Annotated in this window: 21 protein-coding genes; 10 read left to right on the top strand and 11 right to left on the bottom strand. The window is 74.6% G+C overall.

Annotated features, from left to right (window positions below):
* Nucleotides 1–16: 16 nt before the first annotated feature.
* Entirely contained in the window at nucleotides 17–487 is a 471-nt protein-coding gene (locus ABTX81_RS17145; RefSeq protein ID WP_350545904.1) for a hypothetical protein, read from the bottom strand.
* A gap of 234 nt (nucleotides 488–721) precedes the next feature.
* Here ABTX81_RS17145 and ABTX81_RS17140 point away from each other — a divergent pair, with 234 nt between their 5' ends.
* From ABTX81_RS17140 to ABTX81_RS17125, 4 genes are read left to right on the top strand one after another with little or no spacing between them, the layout of a single operon-like run.
* Nucleotides 722–1,897, top strand: a complete 1,176-nt coding sequence (locus ABTX81_RS17140) for a CaiB/BaiF CoA transferase family protein (protein WP_350545902.1) — start codon at nucleotides 722–724, stop codon at nucleotides 1,895–1,897.
* 27 nt (nucleotides 1,898–1,924) lie between these two features.
* Nucleotides 1,925–3,067: an acyl-CoA dehydrogenase family protein gene (locus tag ABTX81_RS17135; RefSeq protein WP_350545899.1), complete on the top strand. Its 1,143-nt coding sequence runs from the start codon at nucleotides 1,925–1,927 to the stop codon at nucleotides 3,065–3,067.
* 53 nt (nucleotides 3,068–3,120) lie between these two features.
* A complete protein-coding gene (locus ABTX81_RS17130; protein ID WP_350545896.1) occupies nucleotides 3,121–4,335 on the top strand; it encodes an acetyl-CoA C-acetyltransferase in 1,215 nt (404 codons plus the stop codon).
* Nucleotides 4,336–4,375: 40 nt separating this feature from the next.
* A complete protein-coding gene (locus ABTX81_RS17125) occupies nucleotides 4,376–6,553 on the top strand; it encodes a 3-hydroxyacyl-CoA dehydrogenase NAD-binding domain-containing protein (RefSeq protein ID WP_350545893.1) in 2,178 nt (725 codons plus the stop codon).
* Here the strand turns inward: ABTX81_RS17125 and ABTX81_RS17120 are convergent, their stop codons facing one another.
* From ABTX81_RS17120 to ABTX81_RS17110, 3 genes are all read right to left on the bottom strand, one after another.
* Nucleotides 6,554–7,345 (bottom strand): MerR family transcriptional regulator, encoded by a 792-nt coding sequence (locus ABTX81_RS17120; RefSeq protein WP_350545890.1) that lies wholly within the window; start codon nucleotides 7,343–7,345, stop codon nucleotides 6,554–6,556.
* Nucleotides 7,346–7,475: 130 nt separating this feature from the next.
* Nucleotides 7,476–8,528, bottom strand: a complete 1,053-nt coding sequence (locus tag ABTX81_RS17115) for an isopenicillin N synthase family dioxygenase (RefSeq protein ID WP_350545887.1) — start codon at nucleotides 8,526–8,528, stop codon at nucleotides 7,476–7,478.
* 348 nt (nucleotides 8,529–8,876) lie between these two features.
* Nucleotides 8,877–9,641: a MerR family transcriptional regulator gene (locus tag ABTX81_RS17110; protein WP_350545884.1), complete on the bottom strand. Its 765-nt coding sequence runs from the start codon at nucleotides 9,639–9,641 to the stop codon at nucleotides 8,877–8,879.
* Nucleotides 9,642–9,812: 171 nt separating this feature from the next.
* On the opposite strand from ABTX81_RS17110, the gene ABTX81_RS17105 reads away from it, so the two are divergent.
* Complete coding sequence (locus ABTX81_RS17105) at nucleotides 9,813–10,247, top strand: SgcJ/EcaC family oxidoreductase (RefSeq protein WP_350545881.1); 435 nt, start codon at nucleotides 9,813–9,815, stop codon at nucleotides 10,245–10,247.
* A 7-nt stretch (nucleotides 10,248–10,254) separates the two neighbouring features.
* Here the strand turns inward: ABTX81_RS17105 and ABTX81_RS17100 are convergent, their stop codons facing one another.
* From ABTX81_RS17100 to ABTX81_RS17090, 3 genes are all read right to left on the bottom strand, one after another.
* Nucleotides 10,255–11,274, bottom strand: coding sequence for an acetamidase/formamidase family protein (locus ABTX81_RS17100; protein ID WP_350545878.1), 1,020 nt, complete (start codon nucleotides 11,272–11,274; stop codon nucleotides 10,255–10,257).
* Nucleotides 11,271–12,710, bottom strand: a complete 1,440-nt coding sequence (locus tag ABTX81_RS17095) for an APC family permease (protein ID WP_350545874.1) — start codon at nucleotides 12,708–12,710, stop codon at nucleotides 11,271–11,273. Before ABTX81_RS17095 ends, ABTX81_RS17100 begins: the two co-directional genes overlap by 4 nt.
* Before the next feature lie 170 nt (nucleotides 12,711–12,880).
* Nucleotides 12,881–13,996, bottom strand: coding sequence for a substrate-binding domain-containing protein (locus ABTX81_RS17090; RefSeq protein WP_350545870.1), 1,116 nt, complete (start codon nucleotides 13,994–13,996; stop codon nucleotides 12,881–12,883).
* A gap of 97 nt (nucleotides 13,997–14,093) precedes the next feature.
* Here ABTX81_RS17090 and ABTX81_RS17085 point away from each other — a divergent pair, with 97 nt between their 5' ends.
* Complete coding sequence (locus ABTX81_RS17085; protein ID WP_350545868.1) at nucleotides 14,094–14,531, top strand: MarR family winged helix-turn-helix transcriptional regulator; 438 nt, start codon at nucleotides 14,094–14,096, stop codon at nucleotides 14,529–14,531.
* A 78-nt stretch (nucleotides 14,532–14,609) separates the two neighbouring features.
* Here ABTX81_RS17085 and ABTX81_RS17080 read toward each other — a convergent pair whose 3' ends face one another.
* Entirely contained in the window at nucleotides 14,610–15,563 is a 954-nt protein-coding gene (locus ABTX81_RS17080) for an oxygenase MpaB family protein (RefSeq protein ID WP_350545866.1), read from the bottom strand.
* A 151-nt stretch (nucleotides 15,564–15,714) separates the two neighbouring features.
* Here ABTX81_RS17080 and ABTX81_RS17075 point away from each other — a divergent pair, with 151 nt between their 5' ends.
* Nucleotides 15,715–16,116, top strand: coding sequence for a YciI family protein (locus ABTX81_RS17075; protein WP_350545864.1), 402 nt, complete (start codon nucleotides 15,715–15,717; stop codon nucleotides 16,114–16,116).
* Between the two features lie 91 nt (nucleotides 16,117–16,207).
* A complete protein-coding gene (locus ABTX81_RS17070) occupies nucleotides 16,208–17,041 on the top strand; it encodes a class I SAM-dependent methyltransferase (RefSeq protein WP_350545861.1) in 834 nt (277 codons plus the stop codon).
* A 20-nt stretch (nucleotides 17,042–17,061) separates the two neighbouring features.
* Here ABTX81_RS17070 and ABTX81_RS17065 read toward each other — a convergent pair whose 3' ends face one another.
* On the bottom strand, nucleotides 17,062–17,475 hold the full coding sequence (locus tag ABTX81_RS17065; RefSeq protein WP_350545857.1) for a DUF3224 domain-containing protein: 414 nt from the start codon (nucleotides 17,473–17,475) through the stop codon (nucleotides 17,062–17,064).
* Nucleotides 17,476–17,602: 127 nt separating this feature from the next.
* On the opposite strand from ABTX81_RS17065, the gene ABTX81_RS17060 reads away from it, so the two are divergent.
* Nucleotides 17,603–18,604 carry a helix-turn-helix transcriptional regulator gene (locus tag ABTX81_RS17060; protein WP_350545853.1) on the top strand — a complete coding sequence of 334 codons (1,002 nt, stop codon included), beginning with the start codon at nucleotides 17,603–17,605 and terminating at the stop codon, nucleotides 18,602–18,604.
* Here ABTX81_RS17060 and ABTX81_RS17055 read toward each other — a convergent pair.
* Both ABTX81_RS17055 and ABTX81_RS17050 read right to left on the bottom strand, forming a co-directional pair.
* Entirely contained in the window at nucleotides 18,577–19,194 is a 618-nt protein-coding gene (locus ABTX81_RS17055) for a DinB family protein (protein ID WP_350545848.1), read from the bottom strand. The genes ABTX81_RS17060 and ABTX81_RS17055 overlap by 28 nt on opposite strands.
* 101 nt (nucleotides 19,195–19,295) lie before the next feature.
* Nucleotides 19,296–19,727: a carboxymuconolactone decarboxylase family protein gene (locus ABTX81_RS17050; protein WP_350545844.1), complete on the bottom strand. Its 432-nt coding sequence runs from the start codon at nucleotides 19,725–19,727 to the stop codon at nucleotides 19,296–19,298.
* A 177-nt stretch (nucleotides 19,728–19,904) separates the two neighbouring features.
* Between ABTX81_RS17050 and ABTX81_RS17045 the strand changes: the two genes are divergently transcribed.
* Complete coding sequence (locus ABTX81_RS17045; protein WP_350545840.1) at nucleotides 19,905–22,880, top strand: AfsR/SARP family transcriptional regulator; 2,976 nt, start codon at nucleotides 19,905–19,907, stop codon at nucleotides 22,878–22,880.
* Nucleotides 22,881–23,222: the final 342 nt, after the last annotated feature.

The following is a 23,222-nucleotide window of genomic DNA, read 5'->3' as shown; positions in this document are numbered from 1 at the left end:
CCTCTCCGTCAGCGGCTCAGCGGCCGGCCTGGCCGAACTGGCCGGCGGTGGACGTCTCGTTGGACTGGTAGGCGCGCTGGGTGGCGTCCAGGTTGTCGGCGGTGCCGGTCAGCTTGTCGTGCAGGGTCTTGCACTGCTGGAGCCAGCGCTCGGTGGAGCCGGTGAGCGCGCCGCCGAAGGCGAAGCCGCGGATCCTCCCGGCGGCGGTGGAGGCGTGCTCGGCGAGGTTGTTGCCGCCCTTGCCGTTGGCCTTGTCCAGGTCGGCGGCGATCTGGCGGGCGATGCCGGCCGAGGCGTTGAGCTCGTAGGGGCGGTCGAGCCGGGTGGTGGTGCCGCCTGGGTTCACACCGGGGGAGGGGGACGGCACCAGCGCCGGTGCGGCGGCCGCCGGGGCCGGGCCGGGGGCCGGGGTCGGGCGGGGCGTGGGACTGGCGAACGGCGAGGTACTGGGCGCGACCGGCCCGGTGGTGAACCCTGGGTAGACCATGTGCGGCTGCTCTTCCTTCCTCCGGATCCGACGGAAGGTCAGCAGCCCCCCGCCGGGGAAGACGGTACCGGGAGGGTCCGACGTGTACCTACCCACCCTCCGTGGCGGCGCTCGCACGGTGTGCGTCAAGGTGCCCGCGCCGAGGCCCGAAGGTCTTGTTACTGAACGGTCGCTTCCCTATCATCGCGAGTGTGACAGCTTTACTGTCAGACTTCGTCGACCCCCGGAGGGGCAGTGGCGTTCGAACGTGAGAGCGACGACGGCGAGCGCGGCGGGCGCGGCGGGCGCGGCGGTCCGCTGGCCGGTGTCCGCGTGGTCGAACTCGCCGGGATCGGCCCTGGGCCGTTCGCCGCGATGCTGCTGGGCGACCTCGGCGCCGACGTGGTCCGGGTCGACCGGCCCGAGCCCTCGCCGCTCGGCATCGAGCCGGCGTACGACGTCGCGGGCCGCAACAAGCGCTCGGTGGTCGTCGACCTCAAGTCCCCCGGCGGGCCCGGCCTGGTGCTCGACCTGGCCGCCCGCGCCGACCTGCTGATCGAGGGCTACCGGCCCGGGGTCGCCGAACGCCTCGGCGTCGGGCCGGAGGCCTGCCTGGCCCGCAACCCCGCGCTGGTGTACGGGCGGATGACCGGCTGGGGCCAGCACGGGCCGCTGGCCGCCCGGGCCGGACACGACATCGGCTACACGGCGGTGTCGGGCGCGCTCGGCCTGGTCGCCCCCGCTACGGTCGACGGCCCGCCCGCCCTCCCCGCCAACCTGCTCGGCGACTACGCCGGCGGCTCGCTCTACCTGGTCGTCGGTCTGCTCGCCGCCCTGCACCACGCCCGCGCCACCGGCACCGGGCAGGTCGTCGACGCCGCCATCGTCGACGGCGCCGCCCACCTCACCGCCGTCCTCCAGGGCCTGCTGGCCGGCGGACGGTGGCAGGAGCGCCGAGGCGTCAACCTGCTGGACGGCGGCGCGCCGTTCTACGCCGTCTACCCGGCCGCCGACGGCGGCCACCTCGCGGTCGGCGCCCTGGAGCCGCAGTTCTACGCCGAGTTCGCCCGGCTGCTGGAGCTCGGCCCGGACGCGCCCGGCCAGTGGGAGACCGCCCGCTGGCCCGAGCTGCGGGCCCGGATCGCCGCCCGCTTCGCCACCCGCCCGCGCGACGCATGGGAGGCCGTCTTCGCCGGCTCCGACGCCTGTGTGGAACCGGTGCTGACGATGCGTCAGGCCCATGCCCACCCGCACCTGGCGAGCCGGGCGACGTACGTCGAGGCGGACGGCGTCACCCAGCCCGCGCCCGCCCCGCGGTTCTCCGCCACCCCCGGCGCGCTGCGCCGCCCGCCGGCCCGGCCGGGCGCCGACACCGCCGAGGTCGCCGCCGACTGGGGCTTGCCCGGGCTCACCGATCCAACGGCCGTCTGAACCACCCATCCCGCCAAGGAGATTGCCGTGCAACGCGACCTCTTCACCGACGAGCACGAGGACTTCCGGAGCACCGTCCGGGCCTTCCTCGCCAAGGAGGTGCTGCCGCACTACGACCGCTGGGAGAAGGCCGGCATCGTCGACCGCGAGGCCTGGTCGGCCGCCGGCCGGCAGGGCCTGCTCGGCCTCGCCGTGCCCGAGGAGTACGGCGGCGGGGGCACCGCCGACTTCCGCTACGCCGCCGTGCTGGCCGAGGAGTTCGCCCGGGCCGGTGCCTCCGGTCTGGCGCTCGGGCTGCACAACGACATCATCGGCCCCTACCTCACCTCGCTCGCCACCGAGGAGCAGAAGCGCCGCTGGCTGCCCGGCTTCTGCAGCGGCGAGCTGATCACCGCCATCGCGATGACCGAGCCCGGTACCGGCTCCGACCTCCAGGGCATCCGCACCCAGGCGGTCGACCGGGGCGACCACTTCCTGCTCAACGGTGCCAAGACCTTCATCTCCAACGGCATCCTCGCCGACCTGGTGGTCGTGGTCGCCCGCACCACCCCCGAGGGCGGCGCGCACGGCCTCGGCCTGCTGGTCGTCGAGCGCGGCATGCCCGGCTTCGAGCGCGGCCGCAACCTCGACAAGATCGGCCAGAAGGCCCAGGACACCGCCGAGCTGTTCTTCCAGGACGTCCGCGTCCCCAAGGAGAACCTGCTCGGCGAGCTGAACCAGGGCTTCCTGTACCTGATGCGCAACCTCGCCCAGGAGCGGCTCACCATCGCGGCCTCCGCGATCGCCGGCGCCGAGTACCTGGTCGAGATCACCACCGACTACGTCAAGCAGCGCGAGGCGTTCGGGCGGCCGCTGGCCAAGCTCCAGCACGTCCGCTTCGAGATCGCCGAACTGGCCACCGAGTGCGCCGTGACCCGCACCTTCGTCGACCGCTGCATCACCGAGCACAACCGCTTCGCGCTCACCCCGGCGGACGCCTCGATGGCCAAGTGGTGGGCCACCGAACTGCAGAAGCGCACCGCCGACCGCTGCCTCCAACTCCACGGCGGCTACGGTTACATGGCCGAGTACCCGGTCGCCCGGGCGTTCACCGACGGCCGCATCCAGACCATCTACGGCGGCACCACCGAGATCATGAAGGAGATCGTGGGCCGCTCCCTCCTCGACTGATCCCCACCACCCGACCCCGCCGTCACCCCCCCCGCCCCGAAAGGCTCCCCACCGTGACCACCGAAGCGTACGTCTACGACGCGATCCGCACCCCGCGCGGCCGGGGCAAGGCCACCGGCTCCCTGCACGGCACCAAGCCGATCGACCTGGTCGTGGGCCTGATCCGGGAGATCCGCCACCGCTTCCCGGAGCTGGACCCGGCGGCGATCGACGACATCGTGCTCGGCGTGGTCAGCCCGGTCGGCGACCAGGGCTCCGACATCGCCCGGATCGCCGCCATCGCCGCCGGCCTGCCCGACACCGTCGCCGGCGTCCAGGAGAACCGCTTCTGCGCCTCCGGCCTGGAGGCCGTCAACCTGGCCGCCGCCAAGGTCCGCTCCGGCTGGGAGGACCTCATCCTGGCCGGCGGCGTGGAGTCGATGTCCCGGGTGAAGATGGCCTCCGACGGCGGCGCCTGGTTCGCCGACCCGATGACGGCCTACGAGACCAACTTCGTGCCGCAGGGCATCGGCGCCGACCTCATCGCCACCATCGAGGGCTTCTCCCGCACCGACGTCGACGCGTTCGCCGCCGAGTCCCAGGCCCGCGCCGCCAAGGCCCAGGCCGACGGCCTCTTCGACCGCTCGGTCGTCCCGGTCCGCGACCGCAGCGGCCTGGTGGTGCTGGACCGCGACGAATTCATCCGCCCGGGCACCACGGTGGAGACGCTGGCCGCGCTGAAGCCCTCCTTCGCCGCGATCGGCGAGGCCGGCGGCTTCGACGCCGTCGCCCTGCAGAAGTACCACTGGGTGGAGGCCATCGACCACGTGCACCACGCCGGCAACTCCTCCGGCATCGTCGACGGCGCCGCCCTGGTCGCCATCGGCAACCGCGCGATCGGCGAGCGCTACGGACTGCGGCCGCGCGCCCGGATCGTCTCCGCCGCCGTCTCCGGCTCCGAGCCGACCATCATGCTCACCGGCCCCGCGCCCGCCACCCGCAAGGCGCTCGCCAAGGCCGGGCTGACCGCCGCCGACATCGACCTGGTCGAGATCAACGAGGCCTTCGCCGCCGTCGCCCTGCGCTTCATCCGGGAGATGGGCTTCTCCCCGGAGCAGGTGAACGTCAACGGTGGCGCGATCGCCCTCGGCCACCCGCTGGGCGCCACCGGCGCGATGCTCATCGGCACCCTGGTCGACGAGTTGGAGCGGCGCGACCTGCGCTACGGCCTGGCCACCCTCTGCGTGGGCGGCGGCATGGGCATCGCCACCGTCGTCGAGCGCGTCTGACCCCCGTCCTCCTCCCCACCTCCTCCGGAGAGCCGAACCCATGAGCGACACCACCACCATCCGCTGGGAGCAGGACCAGGACGGCGTGGTCACCCTCGTCCTCGACGACCCCGCGCAGTCCGTCAACACCATGAACGAGGCGTTCACCGCCGACTTCGAGGCCGTCGTCGCCCGGCTGGCCGGCCTGGCCGCCGAGGGCGGGCTGCGCGGCGTGGTCGTCACCTCCGCCAAGAAGACCTTCTTCGCCGGCGGCGACCTGCGGATGCTCTCCGCCGCCGGACCCGGGGACGCGGCCGCCGTCTTCGAGAAGTCGATGCGGATCAAGCGCGCGCTGCGCACCCTGGAGACGCTCGGCAAGCCGGTCGTCGCCGCGGTCAACGGCAGCGCGCTCGGCGGCGGCCTGGAGCTGGCCCTCGCCTGTCACCACCGGATCGCCCTGAACACTCCCGCGAGCCGGATCGGCCTGCCCGAGGTCACCCTCGGTCTGCTCCCCGGCGGCGGCGGGATCGTCCGCACCGTCCGGATGTTCGGCATCACCGACGCCCTGCTGAAGTTCCTGTTGCAGGGCCGCCAGTACCGCCCGGCGCAGGCCCTCGAACACGGCCTGGTCGACGAACTCGTCGAGACCACGCAGGAGTTGGCCGCCCGGGCGCGGGCCTGGATCGAGGCAAACCCCGCCCCCGTCCAGCCCTGGGACGTCAAGGGCCACAAGATCCCCGGCGGCACCCCCAGCACCCCGGCGTTCGCCGCCAACCTGCCCGCCTTCCCGGCCAACCTGCGCAAGCAGCTGGCCGGCGCCCCCTACCCGGCGCCGCGCAACGTGCTCGCCGCCGCCGTCGAGAGCGCCCAGGTGGACGTCGACACCGCGATGGTGATCGAGGCCCGCTACTTCACCGAGCTGGCCTGCGGGCAGACCAGCAAGAACATGATCCAGGCGCTCTTCTTCGACCTCCAGGCGGTCAACTCAGGTGCCGGAAGGCCGGCTTCGGTGGAGAAGCGGACGGTCCGCAAGGTCGCCGTGCTCGGCGCCGGCATGATGGGCGCCGGCATCGCCCACGCCTGTGCCAAGGCCGGCATCGAGGTGCTGCTCAAGGACGTCACCGTCGAGGCCGCCGAGCGTGGAAAGGCCTACTCCGAGGGCCTGCTGGCGAAGGCGGTGGCGCGCGGGCACAGCAGCGAGGCGCAACGCGACGAGCTGCTCGCCCGGATCACCCCGACCGCCGACGCCGCCGACCTGGCGGGCTGCGACGCGGTGATCGAGGCGGTCTTCGAGAACCCCGAGCTGAAGCACAAGGTGTTCCAGGAGATCGAGGGTGTCGTCGCCCCCGACGCGCTGCTCTGCTCCAACACCTCCACCCTGCCGATCGGCCTGCTCGCCGAGGGGGTGGAGCGCACCGCCGACTTCATCGGCCTGCACTTCTTCTCGCCGGTCGACAAGATGCGGCTGGTGGAGATCATCCGCGGTCCGGAGACCGGGGACGAGGCGCTGGCCCGCGCCTTCGACCTGGTCCGGCAGATCAACAGGACGCCGATCGTGGTCAACGACTCGCGCGGCTTCTTCACCTCGCGGGTGATCGGCCAGTTCATCAACGAGGGCGTCGCCATGATCGGCGAGGGCGTCGAGCCGGCCAGCGTCGAGCAGGCCGCCGCCCAGGCGGGCTACCCGGCCAAGGTGCTCTCGCTGCTCGACGAGCTGACCCTCACCCTCCCGCGCAGGATCCGCGACGAGTACCGGCGCGCCGTCGAGGCGGCGGGCGGCGAGTGGACCGCCCACCCGGCGGACGCGGTGGTGGACCGGATGGTCGACGAGTTCGGCCGCCCCGGCCGCAGCGGCGGCGCCGGCTTCTACGAGTACGACGAGAACGGCGTGCGCGGCCGCCTCTGGCCGGGCCTGCGCGAGCACTTCACCCGCGCGGACGTCGCCGTGCCGTTCGAGGACCTCAAGGAGCGGATGCTGTTCAGCGAGGCCCTGGACTCGGTGCGCTGCCTGGAGGAGGGCGTGCTCACCTCGGTCGCGGACGCCAACGTCGGCTCCATCCTCGGCATCGGCTTCCCGGCCTGGACCGGCGGCGTCCTCCAGTACATCAACGGCTACCCGGGCGGCCCGGCCGGCTTCGCGGCGCGCGCCCGCGAACTCGCCGCCGCGTACGGCGAGCGGTTCGCGCCGCCGGCCCTGCTGGAGCGGATCGCCGCCGAGGGCCGCACCTTCACGGACTGATCAGCGCTCGGGCGGGGCGGTCTCGGGCGGGGCGGTCTCGGGCGGGGCGGTCCACCGCTCCTCGGCGGCCGCCCCGCCCGTCCCCGCGCCCATGCCCCTGCCCATCTCCTCCCGCAGCGACTTCTGGAACGCCGTCACCAGCGCCTGCGCCACCATCGGCTGGATGTGGTCGGTGAGCGCCTTCATCCGCTCGACCTCGTCCGGCGCGGGCTCGCTCTCCCGGTACGGCTTCCACACCGTCTCCCGGAACAGCCGCTGCAGCTCGCGCGCCGTCGCCCGGCTGTGCTCCACCACCACGGCGCGCGCCGCCACCAGCGTCTCCAGCGGGATCGGCACGTCCAGGATCCGCACCCCCAGCGGCAGCAGTCCCGGGTCCACCCGGAACACCTCCGGGTCCGCCGTCCGCTCCAGCGCCCCCATCGCGGCCAGCCGGTCCAGCTGCTCCACCGACAGCCGCCGCCCGGCCCGCCGCTCCACCTCCTCCCGGCCCGCCTGCTCCGGCACCTCCGGGGTCCAGGACGCCACCAGCGCCCGGTGGATCGCCAGATCCAGCGGAGTGGAGTCCTGCGGCAGCCGCGCCAGGTACCGCTCGATCGCGGCCAGCGTCAGCCCCTGCCGCTGCAGCTCCTCGATCAGCCCCAGCCGGTCCAGGTGCTCCGCCCCGTACCACCCCACCCGCCGGGCCCCCAGCTCCGGCGGCGGCAGCAGCCCCTTCGTCCCGTAGAACCGCACCGTCCGCACCGTCACCCCCGCCCGCGCCGCCAACTCGTCCACCGTCAGCCGCACCTCCACCCCCGCCTCCCGTCCGTAGCACCAGCACTGTGACACCGCCAGTGTGACACCACTGTCCCACCGGGTCCACGCCCCGGACACCGGACGGGCCCGCGCTCCGGAGAGGAGCGCGGGCCCGGGTCCGGCCGGCTCAGGCGGCGAGGTCGGGGTGGTGGCGGCGGGTGACTTCGGGGTGGGCCCGGGTGTAGCCCTTCCACTCGTTGAAGCCGAAGTCGGCGTAGAGGGGGTTGGCCGGGTCCTGGGTGGCGCCGGGGGCGTGGTGGGCGAGCGGGAAGTCCAGCGGCTCGATGTGGGCGTCGAGGCGGGGGTTGTAGAAGAACGGGACGGAGAAGCGCTCGCGGGCGCCGGGCGGGCTGACCACGCGGTGGCTGGTGGCCTTGAGGTAGCCGTCGGTGGCCACCTCCAGCAGCTCGCCGAGGTTGACGACGAAGGCGCCCTCCAGCGGCGGGACGTCCAGGAAGGAGCCGTCCGGGCGCTGCACCTGGAGGCCGCCGACGGTGTCCTGGAGGAGCAGGGTGATGAAGCCGTAGTCCTTGTGGGCGCCGACGCCCTGGGCGGCGCCGTCGGGGGCGGTGCCCGGGTAGCGGACCAGCTTGAGCCGCAGGTGCGGGTGGCCGGCGAAGGCGGGGTCGTAGAAGTCCGGGCGGGCGCCGATCGCGGCGAGGAGTTCGTGCAGCAGCGTGCGGGCGACCGCGCCGAGCCGGTCGATCCAGGCCAGGGCCGCGGCGCGCAGTTCCGGGAGTGCGGCGGGCCACTGGTTGGGGCCCTCCAGCCACCAGTACGGGGGCTCGCCGGGGGCGGGTACGTGCGGGGGCAGCTCGGCGCCGATGTCGAGCTGGTCGCGCCAGTCCCGGCTGCCGCCGGTGCGCTCGTCGCCGGTGCGGGTGTAGCCGCGGTAGTGCGGGGAGTGCAGGTTGGCGACGGCGAGGCGGTCGGCCTCGGGGAGGGCGAAGAAGGCCCGCATGGCGTCGGTGAGGGCGGCCGTCTCGGCCGGGGTGACCCCGTGGCCGACGAGCTGGAAGAAGCCGACGCCGGTGGCCGCGGTCCGCAGCCCGTCGTGCAGCCGGGTGCGGTCCGCCGGGCTGCCGCCGGCGAGCGAGAGGTCGATCACCGGAAGGGCGTCGACGGGGGCCTCGGCGGGGGCGCCGGCGGGGCTGGTGGTGGGCTGGTGCTGCTGCGACATGGGTGACATCCGCTGGGTCTCGTCCCGGCCGGCTCCGGTGGTGACCGGGAACACCGGGGACGCGCCTGGTGCGGCGGTGTGCCCGGGGCCGGGAGGGGGGACGCGGCCGCTGCGGGCCGCGCTGAGGGGGAGGGGCGCGAGGTTCAGCCGGAGCGTCGACAGGACATGCTGGTCACGCGGAGCAGGTCCACGTGGCGGCGGCGAACGAGAAGGGGCACCTCACCAGCCTAGATCACCCGTTCGGGTGGGGACGGCGGGAGCGGGCGCGAGCGGGTCCCGTCCACCCGCCCGCGCCCGCCCGCTCACCGGGTCAGCCGGTCACCCCCGGTCGTCCGGCCGCCCCGCGGCTCAGGCCGGCAGCGCCGCCGCGTACGCCTCGATCGCGTCCCGCTGGTACTCGGCCAGCCCCGGGGCGATCGACTCGTACGCCGCCCGCCACGGCTCGTTCTCCACGCAGGCGCGCCCCATCGCCCGGAACTCCTCGGGGGAGACCGGCTGGATCGCGGTGAGCGCCCGGTACTGCCCGGCGATCTCGGCCCGCACCTCCGCGGCGTCCACCGGCACCCCGGCGGCCATCAGCTCGGCGAGCCGGATCATCAGCGCGGTGCGTTCGCGCTGCCCCGCCTCGACCTCCTCCGGGCTCAGCTCCGCCGTGGCGCGCCCGGTGGCCTCGGCCAGCTCGGGGAAGTCGCGCAGGCCCTCCTCGTAGTCGGCGGCCCGGACCCCCTCGAAGAGGTTCTCGGGCCGGTTGATCCCGGTCATCGGCGTACCGTCCTTCCTGGATCGCTCCAGATCGGTGATCGTGCGGGCGACCGTCGCGGCCAGCGCGTCCAGGCGGTCGCGCTCGGCGAGCAGCCGGCGGTGGTGGCCGCGCAGCGCCTCCAGCTCGTCCACCCGGGTGGCCAGGACCCGGCTGATCTCGGACAGCCCCAGGCCCAGCGCCCGCAGCACGAGGATCTGCTGGAGCCGCAGCAGCTGCGCCTCCTCGTAGTAGCGGTGGCCGTTGCTGCCGATCCCGGCGGGCGGCAGCAGCGCGATCTCGTCGTAGTGCCGCAGGGTCCGCGCCGTCACTCCGGACATCCGCGCGACCTCGGCGATCGGCCAGGAAGCCATCCCGCCCTCCCTCACGTCCCTCACCGGGGCCGGTCCGTCCGGCCCCGTCGAGAACGGTAGAAGCTGCCGCTGCGGCAGCTTCAAGTCCGCGGCGCGCACGAGCCGTCCGGAGTCACCCCGGTCACGTCCGCCCTTGACCTGAAGTCGGCGTGAGGTTTCATCATGGACGTCATGGACACCAACGGGAACACCCTGATGAACGCCGGCTCCGTCGAGACCGAGATCGCCGCCATCCGGCAGGTGGTCGCCACCGTCCAGCACGCGCAGGTCAACGAGCTCACCGAGGAGTTCATCGGCCTGTTCCGGGCGGACGCGATCTGGACCACCGGCCACGGCCTGCTGCTGCGGGGGCGGGAGGAGATCGCGGAGTTCACCCGCAAGGTGCTGCCCGGGACCTTCGCGGGCAGCGGCACCACGGCCGGCTACGAGGTGGTGCACGTGCTCTTCATCCGGCCCGACGTCGCCGCCGTCAAGGTGCGCCAGCGCTACCTCGACGGCGACGGCGGGCAGATCGGGGAGGAGGGGAGCCCGCTGTACGTCATGGCGAAGGAGGACGGCCGGTGGCTGCTCACCGCCAATCAGAACACCGTTGTGCAGGGAACCTGACCCCTCTTCAACGGCCGCGCAGATAGCCGGCGGCGATCGCGCGGAGCCGGTCGTGCAGGCCGTCGTACGCCCGGACACGGCCCAGCAGGGACTTGGGCAGCTTGGCGGCCATCGTGTAGTTGGTGTCGCACACGTTGGCCGCCGGGGCCAGGCCGGCCTGGCTGACCAGCTGGTAGGCGTCCAGGGTGTCCAGGCCGAGCAACTCGCCGCTCCAGCACACGAGATCGTGCTGGCTGATCCGGAAGGCGTCCTCCAGCGGCCGGGCCGAGCCGGTGGAGATCAGGTACCGGTCGTCCTCCAGCCGGGGCCAGGCCGGCCCGCCGCCCTTGATCAGGTCGACCACCACCGTGGTGCGCATCGCGGTCTCGATCGCCGTCCCGCACACCTCGCCCTCGCCCTGGCGGGCGTGGCCGTCGCCGATGGCGAGCAGTCCGCCGGGCACGTTGACGCCGAAGTAGGCGGTGGTGCCCGCCCGCATCTCGGGGGTGTCGAGGTTGCCGCCGTGGGCGCCCGGGGTGATCGACATCAGGGTCTCGCCGCCGGCCGGGGCGACGCCGACCGTGCCGTGCATCGGGTCCAGCGGCAGGTCGGCGGTGAAGTCGCTGTTGCGGGCCCGGAACCGGCAGACGCCGGCCGCGACGTCCAGTTCGTACACCCAGACCCGCTCCTCCAGCGGGGCGTGCAGCATCGCCGTGCTGTGGGTGGTGGTGAGCGCGCCGAAGTGCGGGAAGGTGCTGGAGATGCCCCAGTCGCGGGCCGGGGTGATCTCCACGAAGTGCACGGCCAGGGTGTCGCCGGGCTCGGCGCCGGCCACCGCGATCGGCCCGGTGACCGGGTTGAGGTAGGGGAACTCGCAGACCGCGCTCGGCAGATCGGTGACGTCGCGGACCCGGCCGCCGAAGCAGTCCTCGGTGGTCAGCTCGACCACCGTGCCGGGCTGGACGGTCACCAGCGGGGCGCGTCCGCCGAAGGTGTAGGCGTACGCGTCGGGCTCGGGGGAGAGGGAGACGACGTCGGGCAGGTTCACGGGTTCTCCTTGCCGGGGGCGGAAGCGGAGGCGGAATCGGGGGTCGCGTCGGTGGCCACCGCCGCCAGGTTCGGGCGGCGGCCGGACAGCAGCAGCCCGGTCAGGACGAGCCCGCCGACCGCCAGCCAGACGAAGCCGAGCCGCTGGGCGGCGATGTCGGCGTTGATCACCACGTACGCGAGGATCGCGAAGCCGATGACCGGGGCGATCAGGTGGCGCCACCAGTCGCGGCTGCGGCGGCGGAAGACGTAGTGCACCACGACCGACACGTGCAGCACGAGGAAGGTGGTCAGCGCGCCGAAGTTGACCAGCGTGGACAGCAGAGTGATGCCGTCCTCGCGGGAGGCGGTGTAGAGGCCGAGGACGAGCGAGACGCCCGCCGTCAGCAGGGTCGCGTTCACCGGGACGCGGTGGCGCGGGTGGACCTTGGCGAGGAACGCGGGCAGCTGGCGGTCGCGGGCCATCGCGAACAGCAGCCGCGAGGTGGCCGCCTGGGCGACCAGGGAGTTGGCGAAGCCCCAGGCCACGGCGGTCGCGGCGGCGGTGACGGTGGCGAGCCAGCCGCCGGCGGCGACCCGGGCCGCGTCGTAGAAGGCGGTGCCGTTCGGATCGCCGTCGGCGATCAGCGCGTCCGGGTCCGGGACGAGCAGCGAGGCGATCCAGGTCTGCGCGATGAACAGCGAGCCGGCCAGCACCAGCGCGGCGATCATCGACCGGCCGATGGCCTTGGTGGAGTCCCGGTTCTCCTCGGACAGGGTGGAGATGCCGTCGAAGCCGAGGAAGCTCAGCACCGCGATCGACACCGCGCCGAACACCAGGCTCCAGGAGAACGTCTGGGAGTTGTAGACGGGCGTGAAGTCGAAGCCGCGGCCCTTGCCGGAGGCCAGCGCCGCCACGCCGAAGCCGATGAACACGACCAGCACCACGAGCTCGCCGATCAGCATCGCCTTGTTGACCTTCGACGTCATCTCGACGCCGAGGTAGTTGACGGCGGTGTTCAGCAGCACGAAGCCGACCAGCCAGAGCCAGACCGGCACCGCCGGCACCAGCGAGTTCATCGCCACGCCGGCGATCAGGTAGAGCAGGCCGGGGACGAGCACGTAGTCCAGCAGGATCATCCAGCCGGACAGGAAGCCGACCGGCGCCGCGATGCCGCGCCCGGCGTAGGTGTACACCGAGCCGGCCATCGGGAAGGCCCGGGACATCTGGGCGTAGGAGAGGGCGGTGAACATCATCGCCACCATCCCGAGCACATAGGCCAGGGCGACCATGCCGCCCGAGCCCTGGAAGACGCTGCCGAAGATGCCGAAGGGGGCGATCGGCACCATGAAGACCAGGCCGTAGACCAGCAGATCGGTGAAGCGCAGGGAGCGGCGCAGTTCCTGCTTGTAGCCGTAGCTCTCGATGCCGGCGGGGGAAGGGGGTGCTTCGGGCATGGGGGCTCTCTTCCGTGACGACCCGTGGCGGGGCGACCCGAGGTGGTGGGGAGACACTAGAGCCAGTTATTTCCAAATGGAAGGGTTTGGCGGCCGTGTCCGCATGGCGGGACACGGGCTCAGAGCGGGACACGGGCGTGCGGCGGATCACGGCCGCGCCGGTGGCGGTCCTACGGCAGGACCGTGAACCCGAGTCCCTCCGCTCGCGCCAGGTGCACCCCGCCGCGGGCCGGCCCCAGCGGCGCCCGCGCCCATGCCTGCCGCACCGCGGCGCCGTCCCCGCGCAGCAGCCGCGCCGCCGCCCGCCCCAGCCCGTCGTCCGGGACCAGCTCCCCGCGCGCCGCCAGCGCCGCCAGCAGGTGCAGCCCGTCGTACAAGCCGACCGCGTAGGCGTCCAGCACCGGCGCGAACGGCCCGAACACCGCCCGGTGCTGCTCCGCCAGCCGCACCCGGCGCTCCTCCGTCAGCGACGCGAACGACGGCATCGCGGCGTACAGCGTGCCGGTGGCGTCCCCTCCGTACGCGAGCAGGCTGTTCTCCTCCAGCGCGCCGGACAGCCGCACCAGCCGGCGGTCCAGGCCGGTGCGGCGCAGCGCCCGGTTGAACCGCACCAGGTCGGCGCCGATCAGGCTCAGCAGCAGCGCGTCCGCCCGCTCCGCGCGCAGCGCGTCCAGCAGCGGCTCCAGCGCCCGCTCCGCCGTCCCGAACGGCAGGTGCCGCTCCAGCACCACCCGCGCCCCGGACCGGGCCACCGCCCGCCCGGCCGCCCGGTGCACCGCGTGCGGCCAGATGTAGTCGTTGCCGACCAGCGCCCACCGGCGCAGCCGGTGCCGCCCGGTGAGCCGCTCCACCACCCCCGCCAGCTGCCGCGCCGGGTCCGTCCCGGTGCAGAAGACGCCCGGCAGCCGGTCACCGCCCTCGTGCGGCGGCGTGTAGACGTACGCGCTCCGCCCGGTGGTCACCGGCTCCACGGCCCGGTGCACATCGCTGGAGTGGCAGCCCGCCACCGCGTCCACCGCCCCGGCGTCCAGCAGCAGCGCCACCTCCCGGGCCACCGCCGCCGGCGCGCCGCCGCCGTCCACCAGGACCAGCTCCAGCGGCAGCCCGCGCACCCCGCCGCCCGCGTTCACCTCGTGCGCGGCCAGCAGCGCCCCGTCCAGCGCCGACGGCCCGGTCAGGCCGAGCGGGCCGGACTGCGGCACGACCAGGCACACCCGCAGCGCCGGCGTCTCCCGGGGGAGGAACCGCGCGTCGAGCGGCTCCAGCAGCTTCACATCGGCGCTCATCGCTTGCGAGTATCGTCATGGCCAGCCGATCCGGCCAAACGAGGCCGCACCACCGGGACCGGCGACCAGGACGAGCGACGGGGAAAGAGACACGGCCATGACACCACCAGTCACCACCCCCGACGCCGTGGCCACCGACCAGCCCCTGCTGATCGAGCTGCTCACCGTCGCCCAGCGCCGCCTCGCCCGCGATCTGGCCGCCCGGCTGGAGGCCGAGGGCTGCACCCTCGACCAGTGGCGCGTGATGCGCGCCCTCACCGAGGGCACCGGCCGCTCGATGGGCGACCTCGCCCAGAGCCTGCTCATCCCGCAGGCCAGCCTCAGTCGCATCGTCGACGCCCTCACCGAGGCCGGCTGGGTCTACCGCCGGCAGGACGAGCACGACCGCCGCCGCGTCACCGCCCACCTGTCCCGGCTCGGCCACACCCGGCTCGCCCGCCTCGACGCCCTCGCCGCCGCCCACGACGCCGCCGTCCGCACCGCCTGCGGCAGCCACGACCCGGGCCCGCTGCTGCGCCACCTCACGGGGGTGTAGCCCCCCGCCCCTGAGGGGCCGGGGGCCGCGGTGCCAGTCCACGGTGCGGCCCGCCGTGGCGGTTGCGGCTGTTGCGGCTCAGCCGATGTCCGGGCCGCCCGTCCCGCTCCCGCCCTCGTCCCCGGCGGCCGCGGCGTGCGGGAAGGGGCAGCCGCCGGAGGAGGGTCCGGTGCGGCCCTTGGTCTCGAAGGTCCCCAGGTCGCCGATCCGATAGCCGTACGGGTACCCGGGGTAGCTGCGCACCTGCCAGCCGTCCCGGCCCAGGTGCGGCCTGCGGCGCGGCGGCAGCAGCCGCACGAAGCGCCCGCGCAGCCGCATCCCCGCGCGGACGGCGCTCCGCAGCGCGGCGGGCGGGGCGGGGTAGCCGAACGCCTCGCGCAGCGGGTCGTCGAGCAGGCAGACCGAGGAGGTCCGCATCGACGGCCGCAGCGGCGCCGGGTACCAGGAGGCCATCAGGCCGAGCGTGGCGTCGGAGACCGCCCTGCTGCCCGGGTCGAAGGCGAAGTGCTCGCGCTCGTAGTCGTCGAGCAGCCGCTCGAACTCCTCGTAGGTCTCCGGGATGCCGGTCATGCCCATGTGCCGGCCGAGCTCGCGGTAGTAGTTGACCGCCGCCCGGATCTCGTGCGGGGACAGGCGCCGCCAGCCGTAGTCGTCCATCCACCGCTTGGGCGTCACCACGAAGGTGGCGAGCACGTAGCGGAAGTCGTCGTCGGAGATGTCGTACCGGCGGTGCATCTGGTTCATCCGGCGGATCGCCTCGCGCCCCTGGGAGGAGTCGAAGCCGTGCTCGACCACCGCCTCCAGGATCAGCAGGGTGTCGTCGTACCGCTTCTGGGTGCGCCCGGTGAACTCGCCGGTCCGCGCGAGCAGCCGGCCGATGCTGGGCACGGCGTAGGTGCGGTAGAGCGCGAAGCCGAGCGACTGGGTGTAGTCCCAGGGGAACTCGTACCAGCTGCTGATCCGGTAGATCTCGGTGAACTCGGTTTCCGGGTCCATGCGCTGAATCTTCTTCAGCCAGTCGTATCGCTTCACCGTCCCGACCCTAGGCCCTCTCTTCCGGGTCACGCCAGGCGGTCGCCGCCGGGGCTGACTCTTCCCCGCGGATTCCGGTCGGGGATGTCGAGATCGCGCGGCGTGCGCCGACCTTACGGTGAGAGCCCGTGGACGACCGAGGAGCGGAACGATGAAGTACATGCTGCTGATGCAGTTCAGCGCGCAGGACCTGGACATCCCCAAGGTCGAGGAGTGGCCGATCGAGGACGTCCGGATCCATGTGCGGTACATGCGGGACCTGAACGCCGAACTCCACGCCACCGGCGAACTCGTCGACGCCCAGGGCCTGGCCATGCCGCAGACCGCCCGGCTCGTCCGGGCCGGCGGCGACGGCGCGCCGGTGGTCACCGACGGGCCGTTCCCGGAGACCAAGGAGTGGGTGGCCGGCTGGTGGATCGTGGACTGCGACGCCGAGTCGCGCGCGGTCGAGATCGCGGCCAGGGTCTCCGCCGCGCCCGGTCCCGGGGGCGGGCCGCTCGGCATGCCGGTCGAGGTGCGCCGGATCATGTCCGAGCCGCCCGTCGAGGTCTGAGCACCCGGTCCGGCCCGGCAGCCCGGCCCCGGGCCGTCCGCCCACAGCGATCAGCCGCGTGGGCCCGGCCCGGGCGGGCAGGTTCCCGGCCATGACCTCCTCCTCCGCCCCCGCCCTCCCGGACTTCTCCGGCGAGGTGGCCACCCACTACGCCGAGTACCGCCGCGGCTATCCGCCGGCCGTGCTCGACACCCTCGCCCACACCTTCGGCCTGGACGCCCACCCCGGCATCGGCGACCTCGCGCTCGACCTCGGCTGCGGCACCGGCCAACTCGCCCTGCCGCTCGCCGGCCGCGTGCGGAGCGTCATCGGCATGGACCCGGAGCCGGACATGCTCCGTGAGGCGCGGGCCGCCGCCGACCGGGCGGGCGTGCGCAACGCGCTCTGGCTGCTCGGCACCGACACGGACGTCCCGGCCCTCGCGGCGCTGCTGTCCGGCGACCGCCCGCTCGGCGTCACCGTGATCGGCAACGCCCTGCACTGGATGCGGCCCGCGGAGCTGTTCCGCGCGCTGCGTCCGCTCACCCGCCCCGGCGGCGGGGTCGCCGTGATCGCCAACGGCGCCCCGGTCTGGGCCCAGGACACCGACTGGTCGCGTGCCCTGCGGGCCGCGCTGGAGGAGCACTTCGGCCGCCCGATCACCGCCTCCTGCGGTACCGGCGCCGCCGAACGCGAGGGCTACGCCGCCGCGCTGGCGGGCGCCGGCTTCACGGACGTGCGGGAGACGGTGATCGCGTACGAGGACGCCCTGACCCCCGATCAGCTCCTGGGCACCCTCTACTCCGCCATCCCCGCCCCGCAGCTCCCCTCCCCGGCCGAACGCCCGGCCTTCGCCGCCCGCCTGCGCGCCGCCCTGCCCGCCCCGCCCACCGCCGCCGGCTACCCGGAGCAGGTGCGGGTCTCCCTGCTCACCGGCCGGGCGTAGCGCCGCCGCCCCCGCCGGGGTCAGTCGAGCTCGTAGCTGAAGGTGTACGGGACGGGGGACTCGCCGGGGTGGTAGAGGTAGCCGCCGGTCCCGCGCAGGCCGGCGAGGTCGCCGGTGCCGGTGCCGGGGACCACCTCGAAGGCGCAGCGGACGGTGCCGTCCTCCGCGAAGGTGCCGCGCTCCTCCACGACGAAGCCGCCGGCCCGGCCGTCCAGCCGACCGGTGAGCTGCTGGAGGCCGGAGAAGGTGCCGGTCTTCTCGGTGGCGTACACGAAGACGTACTCGCAGACGGTGGCCGCCGCCTCGATGCCGCCGGTGAAGGCGTTGACGACGGAGGCCCGGGCCAGCCGGGGCAGGACCTCCGCCGGGCCGATCGGGGTCTCCGTCCAGTCGGCGTAGCCGAAGCTGCCGGTGACGGTGGTGGATGCGCTCATGGTCGTCCTCGGGGTGGTGCGTGCGTGGTGCACGGGCCGGCGCGCGACGGGTGTGCCGGGCGCTCGGTGATCACTCTGGCGCCCGTACCTGACACCTTTTGTCAGGTACGGGCGCCAGAATGGGGCCATGCGCGCCGACCGGCTCCTCGCCCTGCTGCTCTTGCTCCAGAACCGGGGCCGGATGACCGCCGGCGACCTCGCCGCCGAGCTGGAGGTGTCGGTCCGCACCGTCTACCGGGACGTCGAGGCGCTGGCCGCGTCCGGCGTCCCGGTGACCGCCGACCGGGGGCCCGACGGCGGCTACCGGCTGATGGACGGCTACCGCACCCGGCTCACCGGGCTCACCGACGCCGAGGCCGACGCGCTGTTCCTCACCGGTGCCCCCGGACCGGCCCGCGACCTCGGCCTCGGCGCCGTGCTGACCACCGCCCAGCTCAAGCTCCAGGCCGCGCTGCCCGCCGAACTCGCCGACCGCACCCGCCGCGTCCAGGACCGCTTCCACCTCGACGCCCCGGCCTGGTTCCGCGACGCCGACCCGGTCGCCCACCTGGCCCCGGTCGCGCGGGCGGTCTGGGAGCAGCGGGTGCTGCGCGTGCACTACCGCCGCTGGCGCGGCGAGGTGCACCGGGAGCTGCACCCGCTGGGCCTCGTCCTCAAGGGCGGCATCTGGTACCTGGTCGCGGGTGCGGTGGACACGCCGGGCGCCGCCGAGCCGGCCGTCCGCACCTACCGGGTCTCCCGGCTGCTCGCCGTCGAGGTCGCCGAGGAGGCCTTCGAGCGCCCCGCCGGCTTCGACCTGGCGGCCCACTGGGCGGAGACCGCCCGCCGGCTGACCGCCGCCCTCCACCAGCAGACCGCCCGGCTGCGGGTCTCCCCGCAGGCCCGCCGGCTGCTCCCGATGCAGTTCGGCGCCGCCGGCACCCGGGCGCTGGCCACCGCAGGCCCGCCCGACGCCGACGGGTGGGTGGAGGTGGACCTCGCCGTCGAGAGCACGACGGTGGCCGTCGGGGACCTGCTGCGGCTGGGGGCGGAGGCCGTGGTGCTCGGCCCGCCCGGCCTGCGCGAGGCCGTCGCGGCGGCGGCCACCGCCGTCGCCCGTCACTACGCCTGGGCCGACGGCTCCGCCTGAGACCGGGAGGCTTCCCGGGCGGCGTGCTCGACGCGCTCCCGGTGGGCGGCCCACCAGGCCTCGTCGCCGGGGGCCGTGTTCTCCCCGCCCCGCCGCTGGCCGGTCGCGCCGTCGACGAGTTCGCGGACGAGGTCGGCGTGCCCGGCGTGCCGCTGGGTCTCGGCGGTCATGTGGACGAGGCTGTGGTGCAGTGTCACCTCGCTCCGCCCTCCCCACGGCACTCGGCCGACCGCGTCCAGCGGCAGCGCGGCGATCGTCGCGTCGGCGTGCGCGCAGGCCGCCCGGTAGAGGTCGACGATCTGCTCCCGGCTCTCCTCCGGGGTCGCCCAGAAGTCGGAGTTCGGCTCGGCGTCCCCGGTGATCCACGGCCGGGGCGCGTCGAACGGCCGCCCGAAGGTCTCCCCGAAGTACAGGGCCTCCGCCGCCGTCGCGTGCTTGACCAGCCCCAGCAGATTGGTCCCGGTCGGTGTCAGCGGCCGGCGGATGTCGTACTCGGAGAGCCCTTCGAGCTTCCACAGCAGGGCGTCCCGGGCGTCCTGCAGATAGACGAGCAGGTCCTTCTTGAACGTCTCGAACGTTTCCTCGGTCATCCGGTCAGTCTGCCGCCGCCCCTCCCGCCCTTCACCACCTTTTCCCGGCCCGGGAGTTCGGCGCGGCCTGCGGCCCGTCCGCGGTCACCGCCCGTCCGCGGTCACCGCCCGTCCACGGGGAGCAGGCCACGCTCGCCGAAGACCTTCTTGGCGACGAAGGTGGCGTTCAGGGCCTTGGGGAAGCCGCAGTAGGCGGCGGAGTGCAGCAGGGCCTCGGTGATCTCGGTGGGCGTGAGGCCGACGTTGAGGGCGGCGTTGAGGTGCACCTCGAGCTGCGGCTCACAGCCGCCGAGCGCGGTGAGCATGCCCAGGGTGACCAACTGCCGGTCGCGCGGCGGCAGTCCGGGCCGGCTGTAGATCTCGCCGAAGCCCCAGGCCACGATCTGGTGGGCGAGTTCGGGGTGGATGTCGGCGAGCGCGTCGACCACCCGCCGCCCGGCCTCGCCGTCGACGGAGGTGAGGACGGCCAGCCCCCGTTCGAATCGCTCCTCCCGCGTGGCGGCGGCGGTGTCATTGTCCTTGTCCGTGCTCATGGGGGTTCTCCGTTCCCGGGTCGTGCGCGGTGCGTGGTGCGATCGAAGCTACGAGTTGGAGTCCACTCGAAGGCAAGCATCGCCAGTGCGGCCGCGGCGGCGCCGCTCCGCCGGAGCTGAGCAGCGGGAATGCCGGTGGTTATCATGCGGACGGGGGAGTCGCGCAGGTACGGGGGGATGTCGATGGACCAGGGGACGCGGTCGGACGGGCTGCGGTTCGAAGTGCTCGGGCCGGTGCGGGGCCTGCGGGGCGGGGTGGAGCTGGCGCTCGGTTCGCCGCAGCAGCAGGGGCTGCTGCTCGCCCTGCTGTTCCGGGCGAACCGGCAGGTCTCGGGCGCCCAGCTGATCGACGACCTGTGGGGCGAGGAGCCGCCGGCCAGCGCCCACGGCGTCATCCGCACCTATGTGCACCGGTTGCGCCGGGTGCTCGGGCCCGAGGTGCTGACCTCGCTCGGCGGCGGGTACCTGCTGGTGGCCGACCCCGGGAGCCTGGACACCGCGCGCTGCGAGACGCTGCTGGCCCGGGCCCGGACGCTGCGGGCCGAGGGCCGGCCCGCCGAGGCGGCGGGCGTCCTGCGGACGGCGCTGGCGCTCTGGCGCGGCGAGCCGATGTCCGGGGTGCCCGGCCCCTATGTGCAGCGCCAGCGCCGGGAGTGGGAGGAGCGCCGGCTCGCCGTCCTGGAGTCGTCCCTGGAGGCGGAGGTCGAGGGCGGCCGGTGGGCGGAGTCGGTCGCCGAGCTGACCGCCCTGGCCGAGGAGCACCCGCTGCGCGAGCGCCTCTCGGAGCTGCTGATGCTCGCGCTGTACCGCTCCGGACGGCAGGCGGACGCGCTGGAGGTGTACCGGGCGGCGGACCGCCGGCTGCGCACCGAGCTGGGCGTCGCCCCCGGCCCGGGGCTGCGCGACCTGCACGGGCGGATCCTCGCGGCGGACGAGAGCCTGACGGGGCCGGTGCCGTCGCCCGCGACCGGTGCCGCTACCGAGGTCGGACCGCCGGCCGCGACGGATCCGCCCACCGTCCTCAGGCCCGACCAACTCCCGGCCGCCATGGCTGACTTCACCGGCCGGGAGGCCGAGGTCGAGGAGGTGCGGACGGCCCTGCGGCAACCGGGCCGGATGCCCGTGGCGGCGATCGCGGGCATGGGCGGGGTCGGCAAGACCGCGCTCGCCCTGCACGTCGCGCACGGCCTCGCCGAGGAGTTCCCGGACGGCCGGCTCTACCTCGACCTGCACGGCGCGGACGGCCGCCCGACCCGGCCCGAGGAGGCGCTGGCGGTCTTCCTGCGTTCCTTCGGCGTCCCCGGCGAGGCGATCCCGGCGGGACCGGCCGAACGGGCCGCCCGCTACCGGTCGTTGCTCGCCGGGCGGCGGGTCCTCGTGCTGCTCGACAACGCGCGCGACGCCGAGCAGGTCCGGCCGCTGCTCCCGGGCGGCGCGGGCTGCGCCGTCCTGGTCACCAGCCGGACCCGGATCGGGGCACTGCCCAACGCCCGCTTCACCGAACTGCCGGTGCTGCCCGTCGAGGAGGCGGTCACCCTGCTGACCCGGGTGGTCGGTGCCGAGCGGGTGGCCGCCGAGAGTTCCTCGGCCCGTGAACTCGTCAGCCTCTGCGGGCAGTTGCCGCTCGCGGTGCGGATCCTCGCGGCGCGCCTGGCCTGCCGCCCGGGCTGGAGCGTCGCCCGACTGGTCGAGCAACTGGGCGGTGAGCGCTACCGGTTGGACGCACTGCGCAGCGGGGACCTCGCCGTCGACTCCTCGTTCCGCTTCGGCTTCGACCTGCTGGACGCCGAACAGGCGCGCGCCTTCCGGCTGTTGGCCGTCCCGGAGGTGCCGGACCTGTCGGCGGCGGAGGTGGCCGCCGTCCTGGACCGGCCGGACCCGGCCGCCGAGACGCTGGCCGAATCGCTGGTGGACTGCTCGATGCTGGAGGTCTCGGCGAGTCCCGACCGCTACCGCTACCACGATCTGCTGCGGGCCTTCGCCCAGCGGGTCGACCGGGTCTGCCCGGGCGGCCCGCGCGACGAGGCGGAGCGGGACGGCGAGCGGGCCGCCGCGCTGGCCCGGCTGGTGGACCACCATCACGCCAGGGTGACGGCCGCGCTCCGCTCGCCGACCGCGCCGGCCGCCTCCCGGGCGGTCGGGGGGTACGTGGCCGTCGGGGCGCTGGTGCGCCAGTGCGCGGAGTTCCGGAGCCGCGCCCCGCAGGCGGCGCCCGGCCTCGACCGGCTCGCCGAACTCCTGCTGGGCGTCTGCCTGTCGGCGGACTCCGGGCACGCCACCCGCCCGCTCGGGCACGCCGCCAACGCCCTGCTGCGGGCCGCGCTGCGGGAGGGCGACCGGACCGCGGAGGCCCGGGCGCGGCTGGTGCTCGGCCGGCTGCTGGCCGAGGTCGGCTCGGCGTCGTCGGCCCTCGCCGAGCTGCTCCGGGCCCGCGACCTGTGCACCGCGCACGGGCTGCCGCAGCCGCTGCTCGCGCTCACCCACGGCTCGCTCGCCGCCTGCTTCGTCCAGCTCGGCCGCCCGGACGAGGCGGTGGCCGGGTTCTCGGCCGCCGTCGCGGTCCGGCAGCGGATCGGCGACCGGCGCGCGCTGGCCGCCGAACTGCTGGAGCTGGCGGCGGCGTTCGCCCGGCAGGGCCGCTTCGGCGCGGCGGGCCGGGTGGTCGACCAGGCCCTGGTGATCGGCCACGACCTGGCCGACCGCGAACTGGAGGCCCGCGCCCGGGACTCGCTCGGCTCGATCGCCCACGACCTCGGCCGGCACGACCAGGCGGCCGCCCACCGGCGGGCCGCCCTCGCCCTGACCGACCCGGACGACCACCGGCGCACCGGCCGGCTCCTGCTGCGGCTCGGCGAGTCACTGCGCGCGGCCGGACGCGGCCCGGAGGCGGTCGAGGCGGCGGAGCACGCGGTCGAGGCGCTCACCCTGGACGGCGACCACCGCGGCCGCGGCCTGGCCCTGGCCGCCCTCGGCGACGCCCTGGCGGCCCACCACCCGAACGACCTGTCCCGAGCCCGCGCCTGCTGGACCGAGGCACACGGCATCCTGGCCCCGATCGGCTCCCCGGAAGCCGACCGCCTCACCCCCCTCCTCGGCACCCTCCCCCCACCCGGCCCACCCCGCCGCTCCTGGCCCTCCTGGCTCCCCGCCTGAGCTGCCGAGCGGCGGCACCCGGCAAGCCGCCTCCGGCAGGTGCTCCGGTGGCCGTGTGCGTGGTGATGCTTTGGCTCGGTGGTCCCGGCCTGTGCGGTGGGCGGGGCGTGTTGGGCGGAGGTGCCTGGCATTCCGGCTCCGGTTGGACGGCTGGAGGCCGAACGCCGGTGGTGCTACTCGGCGGTGGCCACCTGGCTCTCGGTCTGAGGCGTCGACCCGGTCCGGGCGGATGCCGGGCCTGTCGGGCGGCGGCACCCGGCAAGCCGCCTCCGGCAGGTGCTCCGGTGGCCGTGTGCGTGGTGATGCTTTGGCTCGGTGGTCCCGGCCTGTGCGGTGGGCGGG

The sequence above is a fragment of the Kitasatospora sp. NPDC097605 genome (assembly GCF_040302725.1).
GTDB lineage: Bacteria > Actinomycetota > Actinomycetes > Streptomycetales > Streptomycetaceae > Kitasatospora.
This window is presented reverse-complemented; position numbering and strand designations above follow the sequence as displayed.